A 25,074-nucleotide genomic window follows, 5' to 3' on the forward strand; every position below is an offset into this window, starting at 1 on the left:
ACAAACTGGATCATCGGGCAGTATCCTGCGGGTAATCCGCTGGCGGGCTGCCGCCAATGCGATGGGTCAGGGCGGCACCAGCGCGACGCAGGGCAGCCTGAATGGTTTTTTTCTGATCTGGGGACATGCGCGAGGCGGGTGCGGCAACGGCAAGGGCGCCAAGGGCTTTGTGGTCGGCGCCAAAGATCGGCACCGCATGTGAATGCACCTCCAGCTCAAAACTGCCCAGCGTATCAGACAGCCCAGTCTCGCGGATCTGCGCCAGCTTCGCACGAACTTCGTCCGGGTCCACCAGCGTCTTGCTGGTGTGCATTTTCAGGGGGTGCGATAACACCTGTTCGACAAACGCGGGATCGGCATAGGCGAGGATCGCCAGGCCGGAGCTGGTGGCGTGGTAGGTTACGGTCTGCGCATCATCCATGGTGACCTTGGTCGCGTGGCGCGGCGAATAGGCATGGCTGAGGGTTTGCACCCAGGTCTCATGCCCCAAAGAGACATGGGTGGTTTCCCCGGTTTCTTCGCTTAGCTCGCGCAGGATGCGGCGCGACACGGAGAGGATGGGCGTCGAGGCCTCGCGCAGGGCCGCCAGGTGCAAAACCTGCGGGCCAAGCCGATAGGCACGATCATTTTCACCCTGTTCGACAAAGCCTGATTCTTGCAGTTCGCCCATCAGGCGATAGACCGTTGCCTTGTTCATCCCCGACAGCCGGGTGAGGTCGCTCAGGCCTATTTCGGTCCGGTCGGGGGCAAAAAAGCTTAACAATGAAAGGGCTTTGCTTACAGTTCCCATGTGCCGGTGCGCGCTCCGTTTTGGCCAGATGAGGGGCGTGAGTTCGGAAAAACAAACACCCGAGATGATATTTTGTTGACAGATAAGCGGGCGGCCTGTCAATCTAAATTCAAACCAATGGTTCAAATAATGAACCAGCGCCGCTGAAACCTCAGCATCAACCGGGAGACTGAAATGAAACTGACCCATCTCGTAAAAGGCGCCGCAGCTGTGGCGGCTCTTGGCCTCAGCGCTGTTGCTGCGCAGGCTGAATATCCGGAAAAACCTGTGAGCTTTATCGTACCCTGGCCTCCCGGTGATCTGGAGGATGTGCTGACGCGGATGATTGCGGATGATTTCCAGGCCGAATATGGCGTTGCGGCGGCAGTTGTGAACAAGCCGGGCGGTGGCGGCGGGCCATTCCCCGGCGCAATCGAAGTCGCCAATGCCCCGGCGGATGGCTACACAATTGGCTCTTTTGTGATTGGCGTGCCGGTCATGGGTCACCAGATCGATATCCCGCCGCTGACACCTGAGAAGTTTGATCCGCTGGGGATCTTCCTCACCTATCCCTTTGTCATCGCCACTTCGGCAGATGCGCCCTATTCCAGCATGGAAGAGCTGGCGGCGCACGCCAAGGAAAACGACGTGGCCCTGGGCCATTTTGGCGATGTGCTGACCCCTACCCAAGTGACCAAGGCCTTTGCCAAGAATGCTGGTTTTGAATGGGGGTCTGATGCCGCCTTTGATGCGCTGGACTGCAACACCCTGGCCTCGGGCGATGCGGATGTGATCAACACCACCCTGCAATTGATCCTGCCCTGCCTCGATCAAGTCAAGGTTCTGGTCTCGATCACTGATGAGCGTATTCCGCTGGTCCCAGATGCCCCGGCCATCGGCGAGCTGGATGCGAGCCTGAATATCGCTCTGTGGAATGGTCTGTTTGTCAGCAAGGACACGCCCCAGGATGTGCGCGAGAAGATCATCGCCGTTGCGCAGAAAACCATGATGAGCGAACGTGCCCAGGCCGTGGCCGCTGAAACCGGTGCGCTGGTCTATTGGCAAAACGCGCCTGACAGTGCCGCCCGCGTGGCAACCGATATTGCCACCATGGCAAAAATCGGCTCGATCCTGGAGTAGCCCTCTCCTTCTCCCTTGCCGGGGCCAGCCTTGACCCCGGTTCCTGATTTGCGCGAAAAAGATCCCCTATGACCACCGAAAGAGAACGCCGCTTTGTAGGCCCCCGGCGCGGACAGCTGATTTTTGCCCTGGTCTTTCTGACCCTCTCGGTGCTGCTTTTGGCGCTGATTGGCGAACAGACCGCTTGGGTGAAAAAGACCAAGCTCTTTGCACAGCCGCGGTTTTGGCCTGCGGTCAGCCTTGGCGGTATGGTGCTGCTTGGCGGGCTTCATTTCTACAAACTGCCCTGGCGGCGCGCCTCGCGCTATGATCTTTGGGAAGCACGTCAATGGGGCCGTAGCGCGGAATATGCGCTTTGGTTCATGGGCTATGTGTTTCTGGTGCCGATCCTTGGCTATCTGCCCGTGACCCTGGTCTTTGTGCCGCTGCTGGCGCGGCGTATGGGCTATCGCAGCCGGCTCATGATGGGCATCTGCCTCTGTTTCGCCCTCACGGTTGTGGTGCTGTTCAAAGGTGTTCTGGCGGTGCGCATTCCCGGAGCCCTGCTCTATGAATATCTGCCGGGATCCCTGCGCAACTTCTTCATTCTCTACTTCTAGGCCTCGGGGTTTTTGATGGATCTTATCCTCTCTGCAGTTGAAATCCTGATGCGCTGGGATGTGGCTCTGGCGCTGCTTGCAGGCTCGGTTGGTGGCGTGCTGATCGGCGCTATCCCTGGCGTCGGCCCGGCAGTGGCAATCGCGATCCTTCTTCCTGCGACTTTCTCGATGGATCCCATCGTTGGGCTTACCGTTCTGTTGGGCATTTACGGATCTTCTATGTATGGCGGCGCCATTCCCGCGATCCTGATCAACACACCCGGCACAGCAGTCAACGCGCTGACCACCTATGATGGCTATCCAATGACCGCGCGCGGCGAGCCGCGGCGAGCCCTCAGCCTTGCCTATTCCGCCAGCTTTTTTGGCGGGGTGTTTTCCGTTGTCTGCCTGATCCTGTTTGCCCCGGTGCTGGCCAAGGTGGCGCCGATGTTTGGCAGCCGCGAGATCTTTTTGGCGGCGCTCCTGGGGCTGATCCTGGTGGTGGTGGCCCATCGTGGTCAGGCTTTGATTGCGGGGGCGCTGGCCTGTCTGGGGATTTTTCTCAACACCATCGGCATGGAGCCGGTGAAATACACCCAGCGCTACACTTTTGAACAGGATTTCCTTGGCGGTGGGGTCAACCTCATCGTGGTTGTCCTGGGGCTCTTTGCCCTTAGTCAGGCCTTTGTGCTGCTGATGGATGAGGATGAAAAGGTCCATGTAACCAAACTGCGTGGCGGCATGTTTCAGGGGCTGCGCGAACTGGCCCGTCATCCGCGTGTCACCGCCGTATCGGCCAGTTTTGGCGTTTTGATGGGGATGATCCCGGGCGTGGGGGAATTCACTGCTCAGTTCATGTCATATACCTATGCCCAGAAATCTTCCAAACGACCGCAGGATTTTGGCAAGGGCTCTTCCGAGGGGCTGATTGCTGCTGAGACCGCCAATAACGCGGTGCCTGCTGCTGCGATGGTGCCGCTTTTGGCGCTGGGCATTCCCGGAGAGGCGCTAACCGCGATGATGCTCAGCGTGTTTTATGTGCACAACGTTGTGCCGGGACCGGGGCTGTTTCAAAACGACATGGATTTTGTCGTTGCGCTCTATCTGGCGCTGCTGATCCTCAATGTATTGGTGCTGGGGTTCTTGCTTTTTGCCACCCGGGCGCTGGTGCAGGTGGTGAAGATCCCCAACCGCTTCCTCGGCGTCTGTATCCTGACGCTCAGCTTTGTTGGCGTCTATTCGCTGCGCAATTCCGCCACGGATTGCCTGATGGCGGCTGGCTTTGGGCTCTTTGGTTTTGTGCTCAAACGCCTGTCCCTGCCGGCGGTGCCGATCATCCTTGGCATGGTTCTGGGCGGCATCATGGAGGTCAAGCTGCGGTCTGGCATGGCACGTGTCAAAGAGCCGTTGGATTTCATCGACCGACCGATATCGTTCATTCTTTTCACTATCATCATCTTGGTTCTTGCGAGTCATATCCTGCGCGTCTGGCGCGATCGCAAAGAGCTGAAGGAGGCCGAATGGCAGAACAAGACCGCATCAACCAGCTTCGGAAAGCTGATGTCGCGCCGCAAAAACTCTTTCTTGAAGGATCGTGGCAAAGAGGTTCGGGGACGCCACTCGAAGTTACTTCGCCGATTGAGGGGGCTGTTCTGACCACGCTTGAAGGGGCCTCAGCAACAGATGTCGAAGGCGCTGTCGCTTCGGCGCGGCGGGCCTTTGACGATCGCCGCTGGGCGGGGCAGTCCCCCGCCGCACGTAAAAAGGTGCTCTACCGCATTGCCGAGCGTATCGAAGCCGAGGCGGTAGAGCTGGCGGTTATGGGCGTGCGCGACAATGGGACTGAGTTCAACATGGCGTTGAAGGCAGAGCCAGGCTCAGCCGCCGGAACTTTCCGCTATTACGCCGAAGCCTTGGACAAGGTCGCAGGTGAAGTGGCGCCAACTCAGGGGGATGTCCTGGGATTGGTGCACCGGGCACCGGTTGGCGTTGTCGGCGCCATCGTGCCGTGGAATTTCCCCCTGATGATCGGAGCCTGGAAACTGGCGCCAGCGCTGGCCATGGGCAATTCCGTGGTGCTCAAACCTGCGGAAACCGCCTCGCTGACACTTCTGCGGCTGGCCGAGATCTGCGTCGAATGCGGTTTGCCGGACGGGGTGTTCAATGTGGTGACGGGATCGGGCGCCGAAGCCGGTGCGGCGCTGGCCAATTCCATGGGGGTGGATGTGCTCACCTTTACGGGATCCGGTGCAACCGGCCGCAAACTCCTTGAGGCCTCGGCGCGCTCCAATCTGAAGCGCTGCTATCTGGAACTGGGGGGGAAATCTCCCAATATCGTTTTTGCCGACGCACCAGATTTGGCCAAGGCAGCCAAGGTCTCGGCCATGGGGATTTTCCGCAACTCCGGTCAAGTCTGTGTCGCGGGCTCGCGGCTATTGGTCGAAGCCTCGGTGCATGATGAATTTGTGGCCTTGCTGAAGGCCGAGGCCGAGGCGCTGCGGGTGGGGGATCCCTTGGATCTGAACAGCCAGATTGGCGCGGTGAACTCCGAGGATCAGCTGCGGCGCAATCTGTCGTTCATGGATATGGCCCGCGCCGAGGGTGGCCAGGTCGTGACCGGTGGGGCGCGAATTCTGGAAGAGACTGGCGGCAGCTACATGGCGCCGACGATTGTGACCCATGTGGCGCGGGATCACGCCCTGTTCCAGCGCGAGGTCTTTGGGCCGGTCCTGTCTGTGACCAAGTTTGATACGGAGGCTGAGGCCTTGAGCCTGGCGAATGCCACTGATTTTGGCCTGGCGGCCGGGGTTTGGACTGCGGATCTGTCGCGGGCGCATCGCATGGTGGCGGGCATTCGTGCTGGGGTGGTGCATGTGAACACCTATGGCGGGGCGGACAATACGGTTCCCTTGGGCGGGGTTGGGCAATCCGGCAATGGCCATGACAAATCCCTGCATGCCTTGGACAAATATGTGGATCTCAAAACCGCCTGGATTCAGTTGTGAAACAGGTTTTGCAGGGCAAAACCTGTGGCCTCCGGCGGGAATATTTTGGGAAAGATGATGGCGGGAGTGCAATAGGCCACCGCTGGGGGAGAAGGCTATGACTGTGGCAAAGGCAATATTGGTCGCGGGGACCTATGATACCAAGGACGACGAGCTACACTATCTGGCAGAAGTTATCCACGGACAGGGTGGCCGGGTTTTGTCGATGGATGTGAGCGTGTTGGGAGAGCCAAGCCGACCGACGGATGTGAGCAAACATCAGGTGGCCGAGGCCGGTGGATCTTCGATCGAGGCGGCGATTGCCTCTGGCGATGAAAACACTGCGATGCAGATCATGGGGGCCGGGGCCGCTGCCCAGGCGCTAGAGCTGTACCGCGCGGGGCGTATTGATGGGGTGATTGTGCTGGGTGGCTCCATGGGCACCGATCTGGCGCTGGATCTGTGCGCGGCGCTGCCGGTTGGGGTGCCAAAATATGTGGTCTCCACCGTGGCCTTTTCACCGCTGATGCCGCCGGAACGCATCCCGGCGGATGTGCAGATGATCCTTTGGGCCGGTGGGCTTTATGGTTTAAACTCGATCTGCAAGGCCTCGCTCAGCCAGGCTGCCGGGGCGGTTTTGGGCGCGGCCCGCGCTGTTGAGGCACCTCGCCGGGAGCGGCCTTTGATTGGCATGACCTCTTTTGGCAAAACGGTCCTGCGTTATATGGTGACGCTGAAACCGGCCTTGGAGGAGCGCGGTTTTGAGGTCGCGGTGTTTCATGCCACCGGCATGGGCGGGCGCGCCTTTGAGAGCCTGGCGGGAGAGGGCGCCTTTGCGGCGGTGCTGGATTTTGCTCCTCAGGAAGTGTCGAACCATTTGTTTGGTGGGTTGTCCGCTGGTGCGGACCGGATGACCAATGCCGGGCGCAGCAAGACGCCGCAGCTGGTGGCGCCGGGTTGTTATGATTTGGTGGATTTTGTCGGCTGGCAGGGGGTGCCAAAGCAGCTGGAGGGCCGTCCAACCCATGCCCACAACCGATTGCTGTCCTCCGCCGTTCTGGAGCCAGAGGAACGCCGCGTGGTGGCGCGTGGCCTGTGCAGTAAACTGGCCGAGGCGCAGGCGCCAGTTGCGTTCCTGTTGCCAGGGCAGGGATGCAATGAATGGGACCGTCCTGGTGGTGATTTGCATGATGCCGAGGGGCTGGCGGCCTTTTGCGATGAGATACGCAGCGCCTCTCCGTCAAATGTCGCCTTGAGCGAGCTGGACTGCCATATCAATGACGCGGATTTCTGCACCAAGGTGCTGGAGATCTTTGATGGCTGGGTGGCCGGTGGCGTGATCCGCAAGACGCTCTAATTCTGAGAGAGAGGAGCTTCGGCTTGAGGGCATTTGCACCTGCAGATGCCCTTTTGTGTTTTGGCGCCCGGTCTCTCTGCAATGCAGCAATGACTCAGGGTCGTGCGCGTTTATTGCTTGATCACCGGGGGGCTCTTGCCTAGGGTGCCCCCAATTCAGTGGAACCACGTTCCGCATGATGGAATTTTTGGTCTGACATGTGCCGCTGCCAAGTGGTTCTGATCCAGGCCGGAGCTGTGACGCGAGGTTTTGGCGCTGCGCAGTCGGCAGGGGCTTGGCGCTGCAGCGGGGCCTATGCTGAAATTGACATGGGAGAATGGCAGCGCCGGGTGCAGACTCGGGGGTGGGCCAGACGGGAAAGAGGGAATTCAAATGACAGATGCCATCGCTTATGAACGTGTTGGAGATATCGCCGTTCTGAAGGCGCAGAACCCGCCAGTGAATGCGCTGGGTTTTGATATTCGCGAAGGTCTTTTGGCCGGGGTCGAGCGCGCCGAAAAAGAGGGTGCCAAGGCGGTGCTGATCTACGGTGATGGCCGCACCTATTTTGCTGGGGCCGACATCAAGGAATTCGGCCAGGCGCCAAAGGGCATCTTTTTGCCCGATCTGTGTAACCGCATTGAGGCCTCGCCGCTGATTGTTGTCTCGGCCCTGCACGGTACGGCCCTGGGCGGTGGTTTGGAGGTGGCGCTGTCGTCGCATTACCGCATCGCGGTTCCAAGCGCCAAGATCGGCCTTCCCGAAGTGCACCTCGGTATATTGCCTGGGGCTGGCGGCACCCAGCGCCTGCCGCGTGTGGCAGGGACCGAAAAGGCACTGGAGATGATCACCTCTGGGCGCCAGGTTGGGGCCAAAGAGGCGCTGGAAGCGGGTATCATTGATAAGGTCGCTGAGGGTGAACCGCGCGAGATTGGCCTCGCCTATGCGCAGGAACTTTTGGATCAAGGCGCGTCTCGTCGTGCCGTGGGGGAAATGCCCGCGCCTCAAGCCATTGATTTCGATGCGGTCTATGCCGCGACTTTGAAAAAGGGACGCGGACAGCTGTCCGCGGCGACCTGTGTGCGTGCAGTTCAAGCGGCAGCTGAAGCCCCGAGCCTGGAAGAGGGTCTGAAGCGCGAGCGCGAACTCTTCATGGAGTTGATGAACTCGGATCAGCGAAAAGGGCTGATCCATGCCTTTTTCTCGGAGCGGGCTGTAAGCAAGCTGCCTGAACTCAAAGGTGTAGCTCCGCGTGCGCTGGCGTCGATTGGCGTGATCGGTGGTGGCACCATGGGGGCGGGCATTGCCACGGCGGCGCTGCTGTCTGGCCTGCCGGTGGTGATGCTGGAAATGAGCGATGAGGCCGCCGAAGCTGCAAAGGGCCGGATTGCAGGCAATCTGCAAGGCGCTTTGAAGCGGGGCAAAATCACCGAGGCGCAGTTCACCCAGCTCACCGAAGAGATCCTGACCCTCTCCACGGATTACGCGGCGCTCAGCGATGTGGATCTGGTGATCGAGGCTGTCTTTGAGGAGATGAGTGTCAAGAAAGTGGTCTTTGGCAAGCTGGACGAGGTCTGCAAGAAGGGCGCTATTCTGGCCTCCAATACCTCCTATCTGGATGTGAATGAGATTGCTGCCTGCACCTCGCGGCCCGAGGATGTCATTGGCCTACATTTCTTCTCACCCGCCCATGTGATGAAACTGCTGGAAATTGTCGTCGCCGACAAGACCGCGCTGGATGTGGTGGCGACCGGCTTTGCCCTGGGACAGCGGTTGAAAAAAACTTCGGTCCGGGCTGGCGTTTGTGATGGCTTTATTGGCAACCGCATTCTGTCGACCTATCGCAAGGCGGCGGATCATATGATCCTCGATGGGGCTTCGCCCTATCAGATCGACAAGGCATTGACCGATTTTGGCTTTGCCATGGGGCCCTTTGCGGTTGCCGATCTGGCGGGGTTGGATATTGGCTGGGCCATGCGCAAACGCAAAAGGGCCGAGGGCATGGATCCGCGCGAACGCGACAGTTCTTATGTCGACAAGATGTGCGAGGCAGGGAACTTTGGCCAGAAAACAGGCAAGGGCTACTATGTCTATGAGGCGGGCAAACGCGGCGGCACGCCAAATCCGGAAGTCACTGATCTGATCGCGGCTGAACGGGCTGAAAAGGGCATCATCCCGCGTGACTTCACCGATGAGGAAATTATCACCCGCTATATGGCGGCGATGGTGAATGAGGCCGCCAAGGTGGTGGGCGAAGGCATTGCCCGCCGTCCCTTGGATGTCGATATGACGCTGCTCTTTGGCTATGGCTTCCCGCGCTATCGCGGCGGGCCGCTGAAATGGGCGGATATCGAAGGTTTGGACAAGGTTTTGGCCACCATCAAATCCGGTGCAGAGGAAGACGACTACTTCTGGCAGCCCGCACCACTGCTCGAGAAACTGGCGGCCGAGGGCCGCACATTTGATGATCTCAACAAGGAAAACAGCTGATGAAACAGGCCGTTATTGTCTCTGCCGCCCGCACCGGGCTGGCCAAATCCTTCCGGGGTTCTTTCAACATGACCCATGGCGCCTCGATGGGGGGGCATGCGGTCGAAGCCGCAGTGGCCCGCGCTGGCCTCACCGGCGATGAGATCGAAGATTGCATCATCGGTTGCGGTCTGCCCGAGGGTGAAACCGGTGGCAACATCGGACGTCAGATCGCCATTCGCGCCGGTTTGCCGGTCACAGCATCCGGCATGACCGTAAACCGCTTTTGTTCGTCGGGGCTGCAGAGCATCGCCCTGGCAGCGCAGTCGATCACCGAAGGTGGCTCTGGCCCCATGGTGGCCGGCGGTGTTGAGAGCATCTCGATGGTGCAATCCAAGATGCGCCCGGCGGCGGATCCTTGGATTCTGGCAAACAAGCCGGCGATTTATATGACCATGATCGAAACCGCTGATATTGTCGCGGATCGCTATGGTATCAGCCGCGAGGATCAGGATGCCTATGGGCTGCGGAGCCAGCAGCGCATTGCCGCGGCCCAGGCCAATGGCATCTTTGACGACGAAATCGTGCCGATGACCACCACCATGGCGGTGAAAGACAAGGAAACCGGCGAGATCAGCAAGGTTGAGGCTGTGGTGGACCGCGATGAATGCAACCGCCCGACGACCACAATCGAAGGTCTGTCCGGTCTGGCGCCGGTGCGCGGTGACGGCAATTTCATCACTGCGGGCAATGCCAGCCAGCTCTCGGACGGGGCCGCGGCGGTGGTGCTGATGGACAGCAAAGAGGCCGAACAGCGCGGCATCGAGGCCATGGGCGCCTTCAAAGGCTTCTGCGTTGCGGGCTGTGAGCCGGATGAGATGGGCATTGGTCCGGTCTTTGCGGTGCCTCGCCTGTTGCAACGCCATGGCCTGACCGTGGATGACATCGACATCTGGGAGTTGAACGAAGCCTTTGCCAGCCAGGCGCTTTATAGCCGGGATCGGCTCGGCATTGATGATGAGAAGTGCAACGTCAACGGCGGCTCCATTGCCATTGGTCACCCCTTTGGCATGACCGGCGCCCGGATGACCGGCCATATCCTGCGCGAAGGCAAACGCCGTGGCGCCAAGCTCGGCGTTGTCACCATGTGTATCGGTGGCGGCATGGGGGCCGCAGGCCTGTTCGAGATCTACTAAGCTGAGATTATTATAAAACGAGGGAGCGCCCAAACGACCCATCGAGGGTCGCATGGGCGCGCCCCGGCCTGTGAGGCCGGGGGGCGGCTTTCGGGGAGGAAGCACCAAAATGGATCTGAATTACTCTGTTGAAGAACAGGCCTTTCGTGCCGAAGTGCGCGAATTCCTGGCGCAGAAACTGCCCAAGGAAATGTCCGATGCCATTCGTGTCGGGCGCGAGCTGGGCAAGGAGGGGCATGACCAGTGGCATGCCATCCTGAACGAACAGGGCTGGCTGGCACCAAACTGGCCCAAGGAGTTTGGCGGCTGCGAATGGAATGCAGTGCAGCGCCATATCTTTGAAGAAGAATGCTGCCGCGCCAATGCTCCGCGCATTGTGCCCTTTGGCCTGTCGATGCTGGCACCTGTGCTGCAGAAATTCGGCTCTAAGCAACAGCAGGACCACTATCTGCCCCGCATTCTGTCCGGCGAAGACTGGTGGTGCCAGGGCTATTCCGAGCCCGGTGCCGGGTCGGATCTGGCGAGCCTAAAGACCCGCGCCGTGCGGGAGGGGGATCACTATGTGGTCAATGGTCAAAAGACCTGGACCACCCTTGGGCAATACGCCAACTGGATCTTTTGCCTGGTGCGCACCGACCCGGAGGCCAAACAGCAATCCGGTATTTCCTTTCTGCTGATCGACATGGACACGCCAGGCATCGAAGTGCGCCCGATCATTCTGTTAGATGGCACCCATGAGGTGAACGAAGTCTGGTTCACCGATGTAAAAGTGCCGGTGGAAAACCTGGTGGGCGAGGAAAACAAAGGCTGGACCTACGCCAAATACCTGCTCACCCACGAGCGGACCAATATCGCCGGGGTTGGCTTTAGCCAGGCGGGCCTGGAAGCGGTGAAACGCATGGCCCGCAGCCAGATGCACCGGGGCCGTCCCTTGATCGAGAACAGCCATTTTGCCGCCCGCGTGGCGCGGGCTGAAATCGACCTGATGGCCATGTCCACCACCAACCTGCGCATCATCTCGCGTGCGGCCTCTGGTCAGGCGCCGGGAGTCGAGAGCTCGATGCTGAAGGTGAAGGGCACAGAAATTCGCCAGGAGATCAACGATCTGGCCCGCCGTGCTGCGGGAGCCTATGCCATGCCCTTTGTCTCGGAGGCGCTGGAAGGCGGCAATGAGCCTGATATGGGCCCCGAAGGCGCAGCGGCCGCGGCGCCGCAGTATTTCAACTATCGCAAGCTGTCGATCTTTGGCGGCTCCAACGAGATCCAGAAGAACATCATTGCCAAAGTCAAACTGGGAGGTGGGGCATGAATTTTGAGCTGACCGAAGAACGCCAAATGCTGCAGGATTCCCTGCGCCGGTTCCTGCGCGACAACCAGGACGCGCTGCGGGCCAGCACCCGGCTAGGAAATGCGGACAACACCTTAGGCTTTGACGCAGAGATCTGGGGCAAGCTGGCAGAACTGGGCGTGATCGGCGCGCTGTTTAGCGAAGAGGACGGCGGCTTTGCCGGGGAAGGTTTTGACCTCACTACCGTTTTTGAAGAGCTGGGTCGTGCTGGTGCAGTAGAGCCGCTACTAGACACAGCCATTCTGGGCGGTGGGCTGATTGCTGCTCTGGGCTCCGATGCGCAAAAGGCGCTGGTAGAGCAGGTGATCGGTGGCGAACTGCACCTGGCCCTGGCGCATGGTGAACCCAATAGCCGCTATGACCTGACGCAGGTGGAAACCACCGCCACGGTTGAGGGCGATAGCATCCTTTTGTCGGGTCGCAAGGCCGTGGCCGTCAATGCGGAAGCCGCGGATTTTCTGATCATCTCGGCGCGCGAAAGCGGCGCGGCGGGCGATGAAGATGGCATTTCGCTGTTCCTGGTGCCGCGCGACAGCGCAGGTGTGACCCTGCGTGGCTATGGTCTGCTGGCCGGTGGTCGAGCGGCTGAGGTTGACCTCGAAACACTGCGCCTGACGCAAGCTGATCGCCTAGGGGCAGCGGGGGCTGCCTATCCGGCGCTGAAACGCGCCATCACTCGGGCCGAGGTTGCCCTGGCGGCTGAAACCCTGGGGGCCATGGAGGCGGCAACGGAACTGACGCGGGAATACCTGCTGACGCGGCAACAGTTTGGGCGACCCATTGGCAGCTTCCAAGCGTTGCAGCATCGGATGGCAACCCTGTTGATCGAGCTGGAGCAGGCACGCTCGGCGGTGATCAATGCTGCAGGTCATCTGGACGCGTCACCAACGGAGCAGGCTTTGCATATCTCTGCCGCGCGTAACCTGATTGGTCGCGCGGGCCGACTGGTGGCAGAAGAAAGCATCCAGCTGCATGGCGGCATCGCCATGACCGAGGAATATGAGCTGGCCCATATCGCCAAACGGATCGTGATGGCGGATCACCGTTTTGGCGATACCGATACCCAGCTGGAGCGTTTCCTTGACCAAAGTGCCGCCTGAAGGCGGATCGCCTGAGGTTGAAACCTTTGCGGCGGGCTCTTCGCAGCCCGCCCAGACCTTTCAGATCGAAGATCCGGGTGTTCAGCAGCTGGTGGGTTACAAAACCACCATCGACCGGCGGGATGGGTCTTGCCGGGTGACCTTGGATCTTGAACCGCCACATTTGAACCGTCACGGCATTCTGCACGGCGGCATGGTGGCGACGGTTCTGGATGTGGTCTGCGGCAATACGGCCTCGCAGTTTTTTGACCCGGAAAACCATGCTGCATTGGTCACCGTGTCGCTGACGCTCTCCTATGTGGCAGCGGCGCGGGGCGGGCGGATAACGGGCACTGCGCGTGTCACCGGTGGTGGGGCCTCCATTGCCCATGTCTTTGGCGAGCTGCACGACGATGATGGGCGGCTTTTGGCCACGGCCACGGGCGTTTTCAAAAGGATCAAAAAATGACAGCTCTTGCGCGTTTGGAAGATCAGGGCGACCGCGCCGTTGTAGTGAACATGAACGGCACGCGCCGGGGGGCTTTGTCGCCGGATCTGTACGTAGCAATCAATGACGCCGTGGCACTGGCACAGGAACCCCGCATTCGCGCTATTTTGCTGACCTCTGAGGGCGGGTTTTTCTGCGCGGGTGGTGATCTCAACGTTCTGATCGAACGGCGCGAGCTGAGCGAAGAACAGCGACGCGGCAAAGTCGACGAGCTGCATGGGGTGATCCGGGGGCTTCGCGCTGCCCCGGTGCCGGTGATTGCTGCCGTCGAGGGTGGCGCCGCAGGTGCGGGCCTGTCGCTGGCCTTGGCGGCAGATCTCATTGTTGCAGAGACAGGTGCCAAATTCACCGCTGCCTATGTCAAAGCCGGGCTGGTGCCGGATGGCGGGCTGACCTCATCACTGGCCCGCATCTTGCCGCGCCCTTTGGCGATGGAAATGTGCCTGTTGGCACGGCCTGTCACCGCTGAACGGATGGAAGCGCAGGGGGCGGTGAACCTGGTGGTGCCGGGGGAAAAAGTGCTGACTGCGGCGCAGGCGCTGGCAGATCGTCTTGCCAAGGGCCCGCCCGAAGCCCAACGTGTCATCCGCCAAATGATGGCCGAGGCCTATGAGACGCGAGAGGTAGACCAGCTCGATCGGGAGCGTAACGCCATGGCGCAGGCGGCTGGTGGGGCAGAGGCGGGCGAGGGCATCGCCGCTTTTTTGGAAAAAAGAGCCCCCTCTTTTGAGAGCGATTAACACGACGCCATGACGACGCTGGGGAAGACGACAGGCAGGTCAAGGAGATGCAGAGATGAAGCAATGGCATGATCTATTGGCGGCGCAGCTGGCTGCGCGTCCCGAGGCCTCGGCCTTCTCTGACAGTTTGGGCACCAGTTGGACCTATTGCGATCTGGCTGCTGCCTCAGTGGAACTGGCCCAACTGATCGCGCAGGCGGGGGTGGTGCCGGGGGACAGGGTGATGGTGCTGGCTGAAAACTGCTGCGCCGTTGTGGCGGCCCTGATGGCCACTTCGCAATGCGGCGCGGTTGCCGTACCGGTGAATGCCCGGATGAGCGCCAGCGAAGTCGACAGAATTCTGGAGCACGCCCGCCCCGCTGTGGTGCTGATTTCCACTCAACTTGCAGGGGGTGCACAGGCCCATGCCACCCGTCTCGCTGCCATCCCCATCACAGGTTCGTTTGGGGCGATGCATATGGCCCGGCCCTCCCCAAGCTCGGGCGATGCACCAAAAGAAGTGGCAGTGTTGCTCTATACCACCGGCACCACCGGCGCGCCCAAGGGGGTGATGCTGACTCATGGCAACCTTTTGTTTGGCGGTCGGGCTTCGGCGGAACTGCGCGATATGGAGCCGGGCGATGTGATTTACGGTGTGCTGCCAATGACCCATGTCTTTGGGCTGGCCTCGGTGATGACGGCAGCGCTGCATGCCGGGGCCGAAGTCTGGCTGGAGGCGCGCTTCTCAGCTGCCAAGCTATACGCGGCCCTCAGACGTGGGGTGACCCGGCTGGCGGCAGTGCCGCAGATGCATGCCCTGGTGATGCAATTTGCCAAGGAACAGGGGCTGGAACGGCTCAACAGCCCGGTGTTGCAATATGTGTCGTCCGGGGCGGCGCCACTGGACCCAGATTGGAAACGCCGGGCCGAGGAGTTTTACGGCGTGGCCCTGCAAAACGGCTATGGCATGACCGAAGCCACCGCAGGCGTCTGCGCCACCAAGAACAGTCGTCTCGGGGATCCTGATATTTCGGCCGGCCCACCGCTGCCCGGTGTCGAGGTGCGCATCGATGAGCGCGTGACCGGTGGCGGCAATGGCATCGGCGAAGTGCAGATCCGCGGGGCCAATGTGATGCTGGGCTATTACCGCAACCCAGAAGAAACCGTGCGGGTGCTGGACGCCGAAGGCTGGCTCAGCAGTGGTGATCTGGGACGGCTGGACACGCAGGGATTTCTGCATATCGAAGGCCGCTCAAAAGAACTGATCATCCACGGCGGTTTCAACGTCTTCCCGCCCGAGGTGGAGGCGGCGCTCAATGCCCATCCACAGGTGGTTCAATCGGCCGTGGTAGGGCGGCGTACCAACAGCGACGAGGAGGTGCTGGCCTTTGTGCAGGTGGCAGAAGTTGACAGGCCCGAGGTGGCAGAGCTGATGAGTTTTGTGCGGGATCAACTGGCCGGATATAAATGTCCGTCGCAGATTATCCTCACCGAGGGCTTGCCCGCTGCCCCCACAGGCAAAATCCTCAAGCACAAATTATTGAAGCAGTTTGCCGCGCAGTTGAATTAGGGCTGCCCTGGGAAAAGGGCAGCCGCCTCAAGCTGGTGATCGGGAGAGAGTACTGAGGCTGGGTTTGGGTCAGTTCAGGGTTGGGAAGTGCGGGGCTCAAAAGTCCTGCCATTTGCTTTCACCATCCGCCGCGATGGGGTTGAGCTGCTCTGGCAGATCTTCGTCATCCCACTCCAGATAATCCTGGGTTGGCACGGTTTCTGGGGCGGGGCTATTGGCCTGAACAGATCCTACCTTGGTGCTGCCGCCCTGGATCTGAAAGCCAGAAACCACTTCGGTGAGCTTGACCGCATCGGCCTTGAGCAGATGGCCTGCGGCGGTAGATTCTTCGACCATTGCGGCGTTTTGCTGAGTCACCTGATCCAGCTGTGTGACACCGATGTTGATCTCTGCGAGGCCAGTGGATTGTTCAACCGCGCCTTCGGTGATGTCAGACACCAGTTCAGAGATTTCGTTCACCCGACCAACAATCGAATTCAGCGCCTGGCCTGCTTTGCCCACCAGATCGACTCCACGGCCGACCTGTTCCGCGCTGGTGCCAATCAGCGCTTTGATCTCCATCGCCGCCTCGGAGGAACGCCCTGCAAGGGCGCGAACCTCAGAAGCGACCACGGCAAAGCCACGTCCGGCTTCCCCGGCACGGGCGGCCTCGACCCCGGCGTTCAGCGCCAACAGGTTGGTTTGGAAGGCAATATCGTCGATCACGGTGATGATCTGGCCGATGTGGCTGGAAGATTCCGAAATCGCGGTCATCGCAGAGACCGCATTGGCGACGACTTCACCACTGCTGCGGGCCTCTTCCTTTGCCTCATCCATGGTGTGTTCGACGCTGCGAGCGCCATCGGCGGCAGCCTTCACGGAGGCGGTGAGCTGGTCCAGAGCCGCGGCGGTCTGTTCTAGTGTGGCGGCCTGGCTTTCGGTCCGATGCGACAGATCATCCGAGGCTTGACTGATTTCGGCGGCGCCATTGCCGATGGAATCCGAGGCTTCGATCACCTGTGAAACGGTGCCAGAGAGGGTGTCGATGGTCTGGTTGAAGTTCTGTCGCAGCTTTTCATGGGAGCCAGAAAACTCAGCCTCGATGGGTTGCGAGAAATCCCCCTTTGACAGCCGCACCAGGCCAGAGCTCAGGTGTTGGACCACGTCGTGCTGCTCTTGCTGTAGAGCGGCGCGGCGTTCTTCTCCCTCGCGGGCCTGGCGCAGGTCTTTTTGCAACCCAACCAGGGCTTTGCCGATTTTGCCGATCTCATCCTTGCGGCCGGCGGCCTGAACTTCGGTGTCGAGATCGCCGCCGGAAACCGCTGCAATATCGTTGCAGATACGGTCAATTGGCCGGGTGACCGAGCGGGCAACCGACACACAAAGGGTGAGCAAGAAGGCAGCGGCGACACCAAGGGCCAGCAGGATATTGCGCGACAGGGCCTGGGTATCGGTGAGGATGCCATCAATATTGCGGCGTACTTCGATCACACCGCGCAGATCGCCCAATTGCCAATCGGTCTTGGGTGATCCCGCGTGGGAGTTGTGACAGGCAACGCAAACCTCTGAGCTCATCTGGTCCCCCACCGCAACGCGCAGGAAGGTGATGCCACCGATGACTTCGGTGCGTTCAAAACGGGCCTCGGGATCCTTTGACAGGGCCTCCCAGGCCTCTTGCATGAATGGGTCCAGTGTACGCTCAGCCCGGTTTTCAAACGGATAGGCGCTGTAGAGCGACAGTGCGACGTCTTCCTCTGAGAGCATATCGCTGATCTCATGCACTAGGGTAGCGGGCAGGGGGATAACGCTGGGATCTGTCTGGTGGTCGATGCCTGGGGAAAGATCGGAGGAGGCTTTGACGTCGCCAATGACATATTTGGTGTAGTAGCTTCGGATGGCCTTGACGCGCCCGGCGGTCAGGCTGGCGCCTTCTGAAGCGGCAGAGATGGCATTGTCGCGCATCGAACTGGGCAGGGTCAGCCCGGCAACCAATAGGCCCAGGCAGAGGAACAGCGGGATTGGCAGCGCCAATTTGACCAGGAGAGAGTTTCTATTCACCAAACGAACTTTCTATTCACTTGACGATACCATCAGGCAACGTACCAACCGCAAAACCGATCTGGGTGGATCGAATCCTGCAAAACCAAAAACACAGGATAAAACTGAATTGATTCGGTTAAAGAACCTGAAAATTTGAGCGGGTTTCATCCAAATAGCGGATGCGTCTTGTTTTCGTGTTGCGCCAAGGCCAGACCCGCGACCGGAAGCTGTGGGCTCCAACAGCGCTGGCAAAGAAGACGCGGTCCAAAGAAAAAAGCGGACCCAAAGGCCCGCTCTGATCGTTTGAGATGGAGACACTCTTGAGAGGCTGGAACCTCCCTAAAGAGCGGATGCGCTGACAGGAGGGCCCAGGTTAAACCCAGCGGCCCTCGGCTGCGGCGCGAATACCACGGATGTTTTCGCCATAGACCTCGGGGTTGGACACGGATCCACCTTTGAAGACTGCAGAGCCTGCCACCAGCACATCCGCACCAGCTTCGACCACCAGCGGTGCTGTCTTTGGGTCAACGCCGCCGTCGATCTCAATATGAATGGGGCGGTCGCCAATCATCTGCCGCAGTCGACGGACCTTACCGGTCATATCGATGAATTTCTGCCCGCCAAAACCGGGGTTTACCGTCATCACGCAGATCAGATCCGTAAGATCCAGAAGATGGGCCACGGCCTCGGCTGGGGTGCCGGGATTGAGGGCAACACCGGCCTTCATGCCTGCTGCACGGATGGCCTGAAGGGTGCGGTGGATATGGGGGCCTGCCTCGATATGAGCGGTGAGCACATCGGCGCCGGCATCGGCGTAGGCGTCGATATAGGCATCCACCGGCGAGATCATCAGATGCACATCCATCACGGTTTTTACATGCGGGCGGAAGGCTTTTACAGCCTGCGGGCCAAAGGTCAGGTTGGGCACAAAATGGCCATCCATCACATCCACATGCACCCAGTCGGCGCCCTGGGCTTCGATGGCCTGAATCTCCTGGCCAAAATTTGCAAAATCGGCGGAGAGGATAGAAGGGGCAATCTTGATCTTGCGGTCAAAGGACATCGGAAGGGTTCCTGTTTGGAAGAGCAGAGGAGAAGTGTTCAGCCGCCATATACTCCCTTGCTGCGCGCCTGCACAGGGGCAGTTTGCTTCGCAAAAGCGGAGGAGCTTTACAAAAGCTTCATTCGCTTGACACAAATCGTTTGATTGCCAGCCTTAGTCAGTCCCCGAAACGAAGGGGACGAACTGTGCTGCGTATCGAGAAACTGACTAAACGCTTTGGTGACAAGACTGCGGTGGATGCCGCGACATTGGACATCGACAAACCCTGTATGATCGGGGTGATCGGACGGTCAGGTGCCGGCAAATCGACCCTGCTGCGGATGGTCAACCGTCTGAGCGATGCCAGCGAAGGCCGCATTATGTTTGAAGGCCGTGAAATCACCGGCCTGCGCGGCAGTGACAAACGCGCCTGGCAGTCCGAATGCGCGATGATCTTTCAGCAGTTCAATCTGGTGCCGCGCATGGATGTGGTCTCCAACGTGCTGCATGGCACACTCAACCGTCGCTCCACCTTTGCCACCATGTTCAACCTGTTCCCGATGGAGGACATCCACACAGCGATCGACATTCTGGATCGCCTGGGCATTGCTGAACATGCCGCCAAACGGGCAGAGGCCCTGTCAGGTGGTCAGCAACAGCGGGTCGCCATTGCCCGCGCCCTGATGCAGGACCCAAAGATCATTTTGGCGGACGAACCCATTGCCTCGTTGGATCCGATGAATGCCCAGACCGTAATGGAAGCGCTGCGTCGCATTCACGAAGAAGATGGCCGCACGGTTATTGCCAACCTGCACACCCTGGATACCGCGCGTCGCTACTGCGACCGGGTTGTTGGCATGCGCGATGGCCGCATCGTCTTTGACGGGCTGCCCGAACAGCTGACCACCGGCGTTGCCCGCGAAATCTACGGTGCCGATGCCAGCTTCTCGGAAGCGGCGACCTCGACCGAGATCGAAACACTGGAACAGACCATTCGCGCCGAGATGGCCGAGGCCTGATCCACCCGAACAACCCACTTTCATCACCCGCACCCGATGGGGGGACGGGAAACACTTAACCGGAGAAAAAAGATGAAAAAACTGCTGCTGGCCGCTCTGGCCTCGACTGCCCTGACAACACCCGTCATGGCCGAAGAAATCACTCAGTTCCGCATCGGCCTGTTGGGCGGCGAAAACGCTCAGGACCGTCTGAACAACAACGAATGCCTGCGGGCCAAAACCGAAGAGCTGCTGGGTGTTGAAACCAAGCTGTTCGCCCCTGCCGATTACAACGGCGTTATCCAGGGGCTGCTGGGCGGCACCCTCGACATGGCATGGCTGGGTGCTTCCGGCTACGCAAAAACCTACCTGTCCGACCCAGAAGCGGTTGAGCCTATCCTGGTCAAAGTCAACGTTGACGGTGGCTACGGCTACTACTCAGTTGGCTTTGCTCGCGCCGACAGCGGCATCACTTCGCTCGAAGACATGCAGGGCAAGGTCTTTGGCTTTGGCGACCCTAACTCGACATCCGGCTTCCTGATCCCCTCAATCGAGATCCCCGAAATCACTGGCTCCACCATGACCTCCGGCGACTACTTCGGCGAAGTTAAATTCTCCGGCGGTCACGAGCAGACCATCGTTGGCGTCAACAACGGCGACTTTGACGGCGGCGTGACCTGGGCTGACGGTCTGGGCAACTGGGAAGACGGCTACAACTCTGGCGCCCTGCGTCGCGCTGTGGATGCCGGCCTGGTTGACATGAACGAGCTGGTTCAGATCTGGCAGTCCAAGCCAATCCCCGAAGGCCCAATCGTTCTGCGCAAAGACCTGCCAGAAGACGTCAAAGTTAAGTTCACCGCCCTGATGGCTTCGCTGCCTGCGATGGACCCAGAGTGCGCCTATGGTGTTCTTTCCGGTGAGGCCAAAGGCGTTATGCCAATCGGCCATGACGCCTACCAGGCGATCATCGAAGCCCGCCAGCTGAAGTCCAACTAAGACTTCCACGCGGATCTTACTCGGGGTTCGGGCAGCATAGCCCGGACCCCGTTTTCCAGTGATCGACAGGCCCGCGGGGCCGCGATGACGCAGACGAATAATCAGGACGGCAATGATGGCAGAACTGACCGCAGCGCCCCTCACGACCGCGGAAATTCGCGCTCAGTATGGCGAGATGACCCGACGCAAGCGTCTTTATGGTGGCATAATCTTGGTGGTGTTTGTCGCCCTGATGATGGCGGGATTTCGCACCGCTGATGCCCGCAACGCAGGCTCGTTTTTCGATGGCATCACCCATGTCTTTGACTACCCAGCCGAGGTGTTGGCCGAGGCCAGCGAAAAACTCTCTGAACTGCCTGGCCATTTGATCAGTTTCTTCCCGGCCTTGATCGAGACCTTGAACATTGCTGCGGCATCTACCCTGGTGGGACTGGTCTTTGGCACGCTGTTGTCGCTCTTGTCCACCCGCGGCATGGCGCCCTGGCCGCGGCTTATCCCGCTGTTTCGCCGCATCATGGATATTTGCCGGGCCATCCCTGAAATCGTTATCGCCCTGGTGCTGATCTTCCTGCTCGGCGGCGGGCCGGTGCCGGCGATGATTGCCATTGCCATTCATACCGCCGGGGCTCTGGGCAAGCTGTTCTCTGAGGTTAATGAAAACGCTTCCTTGAAGCCGGTTGAAGGGCTGGAATCCGTCGGGGCGAGCTGGGGACAGCGCATGTGGCTCGGGGTGATCCCGCAGGTGGGACCAAACTATGTGAGCTATGCGCTCTTGCGGTTTGAAATCAATATTCGTGCCTCGGCCATCCTTGGCTTTGTTGGTGCCGGCGGCATTGGCTACGAGTTGAAGAACGCCATGTCCTGGGGCCAGGGGCGCTACGACGAAGCCGCCGCCATCTTCCTTTTGCTGTTTCTCACCATCACCCTGGTCGATCAGATCTCCAGCGGCATGCGTGATCGCCTGATCAATGGAGCCAAGGCATGACTATTCTTGAGGCCGACCTGAGCCCCGCAATTCTGAAACAGGACATGGATCGTCTGTTCTGGAAAAAGAAGCTGTTCAACTTTGCCCTGCCGGCGCTGGTGCTGGCCTATATGGCCTATGTCTTTGTGGCCTTTGACATGGCCGGGCTGTGGGAGCGCGCCAGTCTGAAGAACGCCCAGACTCTGGTGAGCGATACCTATAGCTACAAAACCCATGTGACGCGCAACAATCGCGACGGCTCGGTTTCGGTTGCAATCGAGGGGGAACGCAAAGGGGCCTATCCAGACGGGCAAAGCCCGGAATGGGTCACCCTGGCTGAGACCGCCCAAGCTGATACCGTGATTGACCTCGACGATGGACATCAGGTGCGCTTTGGCCCTGAAAGCATCGAATATGATATTCCGGGTTATGGTCTGGTCCGGGCCACGCCAAGCCGCAGCAAAGGGGTTCAGGCCGAACTGCCCGCCGGAGATGTGCCAGAGTGGATCAGCGTCTCAAAGAACCGTCTGGCGATCAAAACCGAGGCCGGGCGGCTCACCGTTACCCGCAATCGCGCCGAGGTGTTTCGCTACTTTGCCGGGTGGGAGCTGTTCTTCTTCACCCTCGACAGCCCCTATCATGGGCTTGGCCTTGGCGAACTGTTGAGCCGGGCAGCCACGGGCGAGGTCGGCGCCATCCTGAATGACTTCTGGACCAACAAGATGTGGCGCCATCAGGATGTGGCCTGGGCCATTGCCGAAACCCTGCTGATGGCCTTCCTCGGCACCATCGGGGCTGGCATCATTGCCCTGCCGCTGGCCTTTCTTGCAGCGCGTAACTTTACCCCGCTGGCGCCAATTCGTTTTGCCATGCGCCGGGTGTTTGATTTTGTGCGCGGCGTCGACAGTCTGATCTGGACGGTTGTGCTGGCGCGGGCCTTTGGCCCTGGTCCCCTGACCGGTGCCCTGGCCATTCTGGTGACAGATACCGGCACCTTTGGCAAAATATTCTCGGAAGCGCTGGAAAACGTCGATGAGAAACAGATCGAAGGCGTGGCTTCGACTGGGGCCAAACCGGCGCAGCGCTACCGGTTTGGCGTGATCCCGCAGATCACCCCGGTGTTGTTGAGCCAGCTGCTGTATTTCCTTGAATCCAACACCCGCTCGGCCACCATCATTGGGGCCATTACCGGCGGCGGCATTGGTCTGTTGTTGACCCAGGCGATCATCACCCAGAAAGACTGGGAAGAGGTGGCCTACTACATCGTCTTGATCATCCTGATGGTGATGATGATGGATTGGCTCTCGGGCTGGCTGCGCCGCCGATTGATCAAAGGAGAGGGCGGTAAGACAAAGCGCAGAGCCCGCGCCGATGGCAAGGCCTTTTTGCTGCCTTGAGGCCTTTTTGAAGCTAAAGACGCAAGCCCTCAGTCGCTCTTAAGGGAACGGCTGAGGCAGACTATGGAGTGTGACCCGCGTGGCGCGACTATCCCCAAACACCCCGTTCTTTCACCCTGATTGCCAAATCAGCGACAGTAGTTTTGGCTCCTACGTGGAGATTGGCGCAGGCAGCCGCGTCGCCAATAGCCATTTTGGCGATTACTCTTATTGCGACCGAAACAGCGATATTGCCAATGCGCAGATTGGAAAATTTTCCAACATTGCCAGTGCCACTCGTATTGGGGCGACGGATCACCCGATGGAGAAAGCCTCGCTGCATCATTTTCACTATCGTTCGGCGCTATACTGGGACGATGTGGGTGATGATGCCGATTGGTTTGCCCATCGAGCCAGCCGTCGGGCGCATATTGGCCATGACACCTGGATTGGGCATGGGGCGCTGATCAAGCCGGAAGTGACCATTGGCCATGGGGCGGTTGTTGCCTCGGGCACAGTGGTGACAAAGGATGTCGCGCCCTACACGATTGTAGGCGGCAATACGGCGCATCTGATCCGGCGGCGTCATACAGCCCTGGTGGCAGAGCAGATGATGGAGCTGGCCTGGTGGGATTGGGACCATGACCGTTTGCGGGCCTGCCTGCCGGATTTTCGCGCCCTGACGGCGGAGGCGTTTTTGGAAAAACACGCCTGAGGAGAGCAAACCGACTTCTTTGCGTTTCGCCCCAGTTTCGCTCAATTGTTTTCAAGACAGGCAGCGCTCCCGCCCGCGCAGGACAAACTGGCTGCGCCAGTTGGCCCTTGGCGGCGTTGGTCGCGGCGCCGCCGCGCGGCGTAAAGGACGAGATTGCTGAGAAGCCCTTGATGGGCAGGTTTGCCCAGCAAGGGCCGACTCGATTTTACAAGGTTGAGGCCCCTCAAGGGTAAACCCTGCCTGGCGGCAGGGCCGCTGAGGCGGCCCTTGACCGGCCGCTGCCGGATAAATACAGCGCCGCGGTAGCGGCGCTGGGCCCAACGGGAGGAGATCCCGACAGGGATCTGCCGACGGGCGGGAGCCCCCCTTCGCCTCAGGATGCTAGCTTTCTGGAGTGACGTGCAGAGCAAACTGGTCCAGTTCTGCTTCCTGTGGGGCAATGCTGCGATAGCTTTCGCGCACCCCTGCTTCGCTCAGCTCGCGCGCAACTGTCAGCAGGGTATTGGGGGCGTGTTCGGCGCAGATTTCCTGCATCTGGCGCAGCTCTTCGATCGCAACGGGGCGGGCGGATGCCAGATCCGGGGCGCCATAGTAGCTGACAAAATGCTGGGCCAACAGCTCCGTCAGCCTGTCCAGCTCCCCCTCTTCGATCTGGGTCACAGCAACAAATGTCACCCGGCCACCGGTTTCAAGCCCGAGCCAGCCATTGGCAAAGGCCTGGCGTTGCTTACCGGTCAAATCCGCCTCTACCCAGTTGGAAAACTCAAAACCACCCGAAATGCACCACTCACTGGTCCGGGCCGGGTTGGCAAAGATGTTTTGATCGCTTTCGTCAAAATGGATGGCGCGGGCAAGATTAGTCATGAGATCTCCAGTCTGGTGCTCAGGGGGATGAGCCGGGTGCCTTCTGCATCGCGCAGCAGCATGCCAAAGTCTTCGTCGACCCCAAGGAACGTGCCCTTGCCGCCGGGCCATTGACCGTCTTCGCCCATACCATGGGCCAGACCGCGCCATTCCGCATGCAGCGGTTCCAACCCGTCGTCTTCCCAGCGGGCAATCCAATGCAGCGCGTGGCGGGTCCAGCTCTCCAGCAGGGCTGGGGCGGCAACATCGGCGCAGCCCTCGGCATAGAGAGCGGTTTCATCAGGGGTTTCGCCGCCGTCCCCATTGGCGGGCCATAGCGGCAGTTCCAGGCCAAGAACCAACCAGTCGGGCATGGCTTCGGGGTTCTGAGTGCTGGCTGCGATGCGCAGGGTCCCGCAGCGGGC

The 25,074-nt window shown here is 59.9% G+C and carries 22 protein-coding genes; 17 read left to right on the plus strand and 5 right to left on the minus strand.

The window, feature by feature from the left end; all coding sequences use genetic code 11:
- Positions 1–10 precede the first annotated feature (10 nt).
- Positions 11–790 carry an IclR family transcriptional regulator gene (locus ABJP42_RS00640; protein ID WP_348337943.1) on the minus strand — a complete coding sequence of 260 codons (780 nt, stop codon included), beginning with the start codon at positions 788–790 and terminating at the stop codon, positions 11–13.
- 174 nt (positions 791–964) lie between these two features.
- Between ABJP42_RS00640 and ABJP42_RS00645 the strand changes: the two genes are divergently transcribed.
- The 12 genes from ABJP42_RS00645 to ABJP42_RS00700 all read left to right on the plus strand — a co-directional run bounded on the left by ABJP42_RS00645 (position 965) and on the right by ABJP42_RS00700 (position 15,696).
- Complete coding sequence (locus tag ABJP42_RS00645; protein ID WP_348337944.1) at positions 965–1,909, plus strand: tripartite tricarboxylate transporter substrate binding protein; 945 nt, start codon at positions 965–967, stop codon at positions 1,907–1,909.
- Positions 1,910–1,977: 68 nt separating this feature from the next.
- Complete coding sequence (locus ABJP42_RS00650) at positions 1,978–2,508, plus strand: tripartite tricarboxylate transporter TctB family protein (protein ID WP_348337945.1); 531 nt, start codon at positions 1,978–1,980, stop codon at positions 2,506–2,508.
- A gap of 15 nt (positions 2,509–2,523) precedes the next feature.
- A complete protein-coding gene (locus ABJP42_RS00655; RefSeq protein WP_348337946.1) occupies positions 2,524–4,143 on the plus strand; it encodes a tripartite tricarboxylate transporter permease in 1,620 nt (539 codons plus the stop codon).
- Positions 4,125–5,492: an aldehyde dehydrogenase family protein gene (locus ABJP42_RS00660; RefSeq protein WP_348337963.1), complete on the plus strand. Its 1,368-nt coding sequence runs from the start codon at positions 4,125–4,127 to the stop codon at positions 5,490–5,492. Before ABJP42_RS00655 ends, ABJP42_RS00660 begins: the two co-directional genes overlap by 19 nt.
- A gap of 97 nt (positions 5,493–5,589) precedes the next feature.
- The gene (locus tag ABJP42_RS00665; protein ID WP_348337947.1) at positions 5,590–6,828 is read left to right on the plus strand and encodes a Tm-1-like ATP-binding domain-containing protein; all 1,239 of its coding nucleotides are present in this window, start codon (positions 5,590–5,592) and stop codon (positions 6,826–6,828) included.
- A gap of 372 nt (positions 6,829–7,200) precedes the next feature.
- On the plus strand, positions 7,201–9,297 hold the full coding sequence (locus ABJP42_RS00670) for a 3-hydroxyacyl-CoA dehydrogenase NAD-binding domain-containing protein (RefSeq protein ID WP_348337948.1): 2,097 nt from the start codon (positions 7,201–7,203) through the stop codon (positions 9,295–9,297).
- The gene (locus ABJP42_RS00675; protein ID WP_348337949.1) at positions 9,297–10,472 is read left to right on the plus strand and encodes an acetyl-CoA C-acyltransferase; all 1,176 of its coding nucleotides are present in this window, start codon (positions 9,297–9,299) and stop codon (positions 10,470–10,472) included. The genes ABJP42_RS00670 and ABJP42_RS00675 overlap by 1 nt, the downstream gene beginning before the upstream one ends.
- 109 nt (positions 10,473–10,581) lie before the next feature.
- A complete protein-coding gene (locus ABJP42_RS00680) occupies positions 10,582–11,781 on the plus strand; it encodes an acyl-CoA dehydrogenase family protein (protein ID WP_348337950.1) in 1,200 nt (399 codons plus the stop codon).
- Positions 11,778–12,920 carry an acyl-CoA dehydrogenase family protein gene (locus ABJP42_RS00685; protein WP_348337951.1) on the plus strand — a complete coding sequence of 381 codons (1,143 nt, stop codon included), beginning with the start codon at positions 11,778–11,780 and terminating at the stop codon, positions 12,918–12,920. Before ABJP42_RS00680 ends, ABJP42_RS00685 begins: the two co-directional genes overlap by 4 nt.
- The gene (locus ABJP42_RS00690) at positions 12,901–13,368 is read left to right on the plus strand and encodes a PaaI family thioesterase (protein ID WP_490363171.1); all 468 of its coding nucleotides are present in this window, start codon (positions 12,901–12,903) and stop codon (positions 13,366–13,368) included. Before ABJP42_RS00685 ends, ABJP42_RS00690 begins: the two co-directional genes overlap by 20 nt.
- A complete protein-coding gene (locus tag ABJP42_RS00695; protein ID WP_348337952.1) occupies positions 13,365–14,147 on the plus strand; it encodes an oxepin-CoA hydrolase, alternative type in 783 nt (260 codons plus the stop codon). The genes ABJP42_RS00690 and ABJP42_RS00695 overlap by 4 nt, the downstream gene beginning before the upstream one ends.
- A gap of 55 nt (positions 14,148–14,202) precedes the next feature.
- Positions 14,203–15,696 (plus strand): class I adenylate-forming enzyme family protein, encoded by a 1,494-nt coding sequence (locus tag ABJP42_RS00700; RefSeq protein ID WP_348337953.1) that lies wholly within the window; start codon positions 14,203–14,205, stop codon positions 15,694–15,696.
- A gap of 96 nt (positions 15,697–15,792) precedes the next feature.
- Here ABJP42_RS00700 and ABJP42_RS00705 read toward each other — a convergent pair whose 3' ends face one another.
- Together ABJP42_RS00705 and rpe are read right to left on the minus strand one after the other, a co-directional pair.
- Positions 15,793–17,733 carry a methyl-accepting chemotaxis protein gene (locus ABJP42_RS00705; protein WP_348337954.1) on the minus strand — a complete coding sequence of 647 codons (1,941 nt, stop codon included), beginning with the start codon at positions 17,731–17,733 and terminating at the stop codon, positions 15,793–15,795.
- Positions 17,734–18,088: 355 nt separating this feature from the next.
- On the minus strand, positions 18,089–18,778 hold the full coding sequence (rpe, locus tag ABJP42_RS00710; RefSeq protein ID WP_348337955.1) for a ribulose-phosphate 3-epimerase: 690 nt from the start codon (positions 18,776–18,778) through the stop codon (positions 18,089–18,091).
- 185 nt (positions 18,779–18,963) lie between these two features.
- Between rpe and phnC the strand changes: the two genes are divergently transcribed.
- The 5 genes from phnC (at position 18,964) to ABJP42_RS00735 (ending at position 23,806) form a co-directional block, all read left to right on the plus strand.
- Positions 18,964–19,776 (plus strand): phosphonate ABC transporter ATP-binding protein, encoded by an 813-nt coding sequence (gene phnC, locus ABJP42_RS00715; protein ID WP_348337956.1) that lies wholly within the window; start codon positions 18,964–18,966, stop codon positions 19,774–19,776.
- 72 nt (positions 19,777–19,848) lie between these two features.
- Positions 19,849–20,751, plus strand: coding sequence for a phosphonate ABC transporter substrate-binding protein (gene phnD / locus ABJP42_RS00720; RefSeq protein WP_348337957.1), 903 nt, complete (start codon positions 19,849–19,851; stop codon positions 20,749–20,751).
- A gap of 115 nt (positions 20,752–20,866) precedes the next feature.
- On the plus strand, positions 20,867–21,736 hold the full coding sequence (phnE, locus tag ABJP42_RS00725; RefSeq protein ID WP_348337958.1) for a phosphonate ABC transporter, permease protein PhnE: 870 nt from the start codon (positions 20,867–20,869) through the stop codon (positions 21,734–21,736).
- Positions 21,733–23,112, plus strand: coding sequence for a phosphonate ABC transporter, permease protein PhnE (gene phnE, locus ABJP42_RS00730; RefSeq protein ID WP_348337959.1), 1,380 nt, complete (start codon positions 21,733–21,735; stop codon positions 23,110–23,112). Before phnE (ABJP42_RS00725) ends, phnE (ABJP42_RS00730) begins: the two co-directional genes overlap by 4 nt.
- A gap of 79 nt (positions 23,113–23,191) precedes the next feature.
- Positions 23,192–23,806, plus strand: coding sequence for an LbetaH domain-containing protein (locus ABJP42_RS00735; RefSeq protein WP_348337960.1), 615 nt, complete (start codon positions 23,192–23,194; stop codon positions 23,804–23,806).
- A 381-nt stretch (positions 23,807–24,187) separates the two neighbouring features.
- On the opposite strand, the gene ABJP42_RS00740 is transcribed toward ABJP42_RS00735, so the two are convergent.
- Positions 24,188–24,670, minus strand: a complete 483-nt coding sequence (locus ABJP42_RS00740) for a DUF6505 family protein (RefSeq protein WP_348337961.1) — start codon at positions 24,668–24,670, stop codon at positions 24,188–24,190.
- A partial coding sequence (locus tag ABJP42_RS00745) for a DUF4444 domain-containing protein (protein WP_348337962.1) occupies positions 24,667–25,074 on the minus strand: 408 nt, incomplete at its 5' end. The genes ABJP42_RS00745 and ABJP42_RS00740, both read right to left, overlap by 4 nt.

This window comes from Pseudophaeobacter sp. (genome assembly GCF_039971195.1).
Taxonomy (GTDB): domain Bacteria; phylum Pseudomonadota; class Alphaproteobacteria; order Rhodobacterales; family Rhodobacteraceae; genus Pseudophaeobacter.

Bases quoted from the DNA above. Each gene is read 5' to 3' on its own strand.
- ABJP42_RS00640 (WP_348337943.1), bottom strand. From the start codon at position 790: ATGGGAACTGTAAGCAAAGCCCTTTCATTGTTAAGCTTTTTTGCCCCC.
- ABJP42_RS00645 (WP_348337944.1), top strand. From the start codon at position 965: ATGAAACTGACCCATCTCGTAAAAGGCGCCGCAGCTGTGGCGGCTCTT.
- ABJP42_RS00650 (WP_348337945.1), top strand. From the start codon at position 1,978: ATGACCACCGAAAGAGAACGCCGCTTTGTAGGCCCCCGGCGCGGACAG.
- ABJP42_RS00655 (WP_348337946.1), top strand. From the start codon at position 2,524: ATGGATCTTATCCTCTCTGCAGTTGAAATCCTGATGCGCTGGGATGTG.
- ABJP42_RS00665 (WP_348337947.1), top strand. From the start codon at position 5,590: ATGACTGTGGCAAAGGCAATATTGGTCGCGGGGACCTATGATACCAAG.
- ABJP42_RS00670 (WP_348337948.1), top strand. From the start codon at position 7,201: ATGACAGATGCCATCGCTTATGAACGTGTTGGAGATATCGCCGTTCTG.
- ABJP42_RS00675 (WP_348337949.1), top strand. From the start codon at position 9,297: ATGAAACAGGCCGTTATTGTCTCTGCCGCCCGCACCGGGCTGGCCAAA.
- ABJP42_RS00680 (WP_348337950.1), top strand. From the start codon at position 10,582: ATGGATCTGAATTACTCTGTTGAAGAACAGGCCTTTCGTGCCGAAGTG.
- ABJP42_RS00685 (WP_348337951.1), top strand. From the start codon at position 11,778: ATGAATTTTGAGCTGACCGAAGAACGCCAAATGCTGCAGGATTCCCTG.
- ABJP42_RS00695 (WP_348337952.1), top strand. From the start codon at position 13,365: ATGACAGCTCTTGCGCGTTTGGAAGATCAGGGCGACCGCGCCGTTGTA.
- ABJP42_RS00700 (WP_348337953.1), top strand. From the start codon at position 14,203: ATGAAGCAATGGCATGATCTATTGGCGGCGCAGCTGGCTGCGCGTCCC.
- rpe (WP_348337955.1), bottom strand. From the start codon at position 18,778: ATGTCCTTTGACCGCAAGATCAAGATTGCCCCTTCTATCCTCTCCGCC.
- phnD (WP_348337957.1), top strand. From the start codon at position 19,849: ATGAAAAAACTGCTGCTGGCCGCTCTGGCCTCGACTGCCCTGACAACA.
- phnE (WP_348337958.1), top strand. From the start codon at position 20,867: ATGGCAGAACTGACCGCAGCGCCCCTCACGACCGCGGAAATTCGCGCT.
- phnE (WP_348337959.1), top strand. From the start codon at position 21,733: ATGACTATTCTTGAGGCCGACCTGAGCCCCGCAATTCTGAAACAGGAC.
- ABJP42_RS00740 (WP_348337961.1), bottom strand. From the start codon at position 24,670: ATGACTAATCTTGCCCGCGCCATCCATTTTGACGAAAGCGATCAAAAC.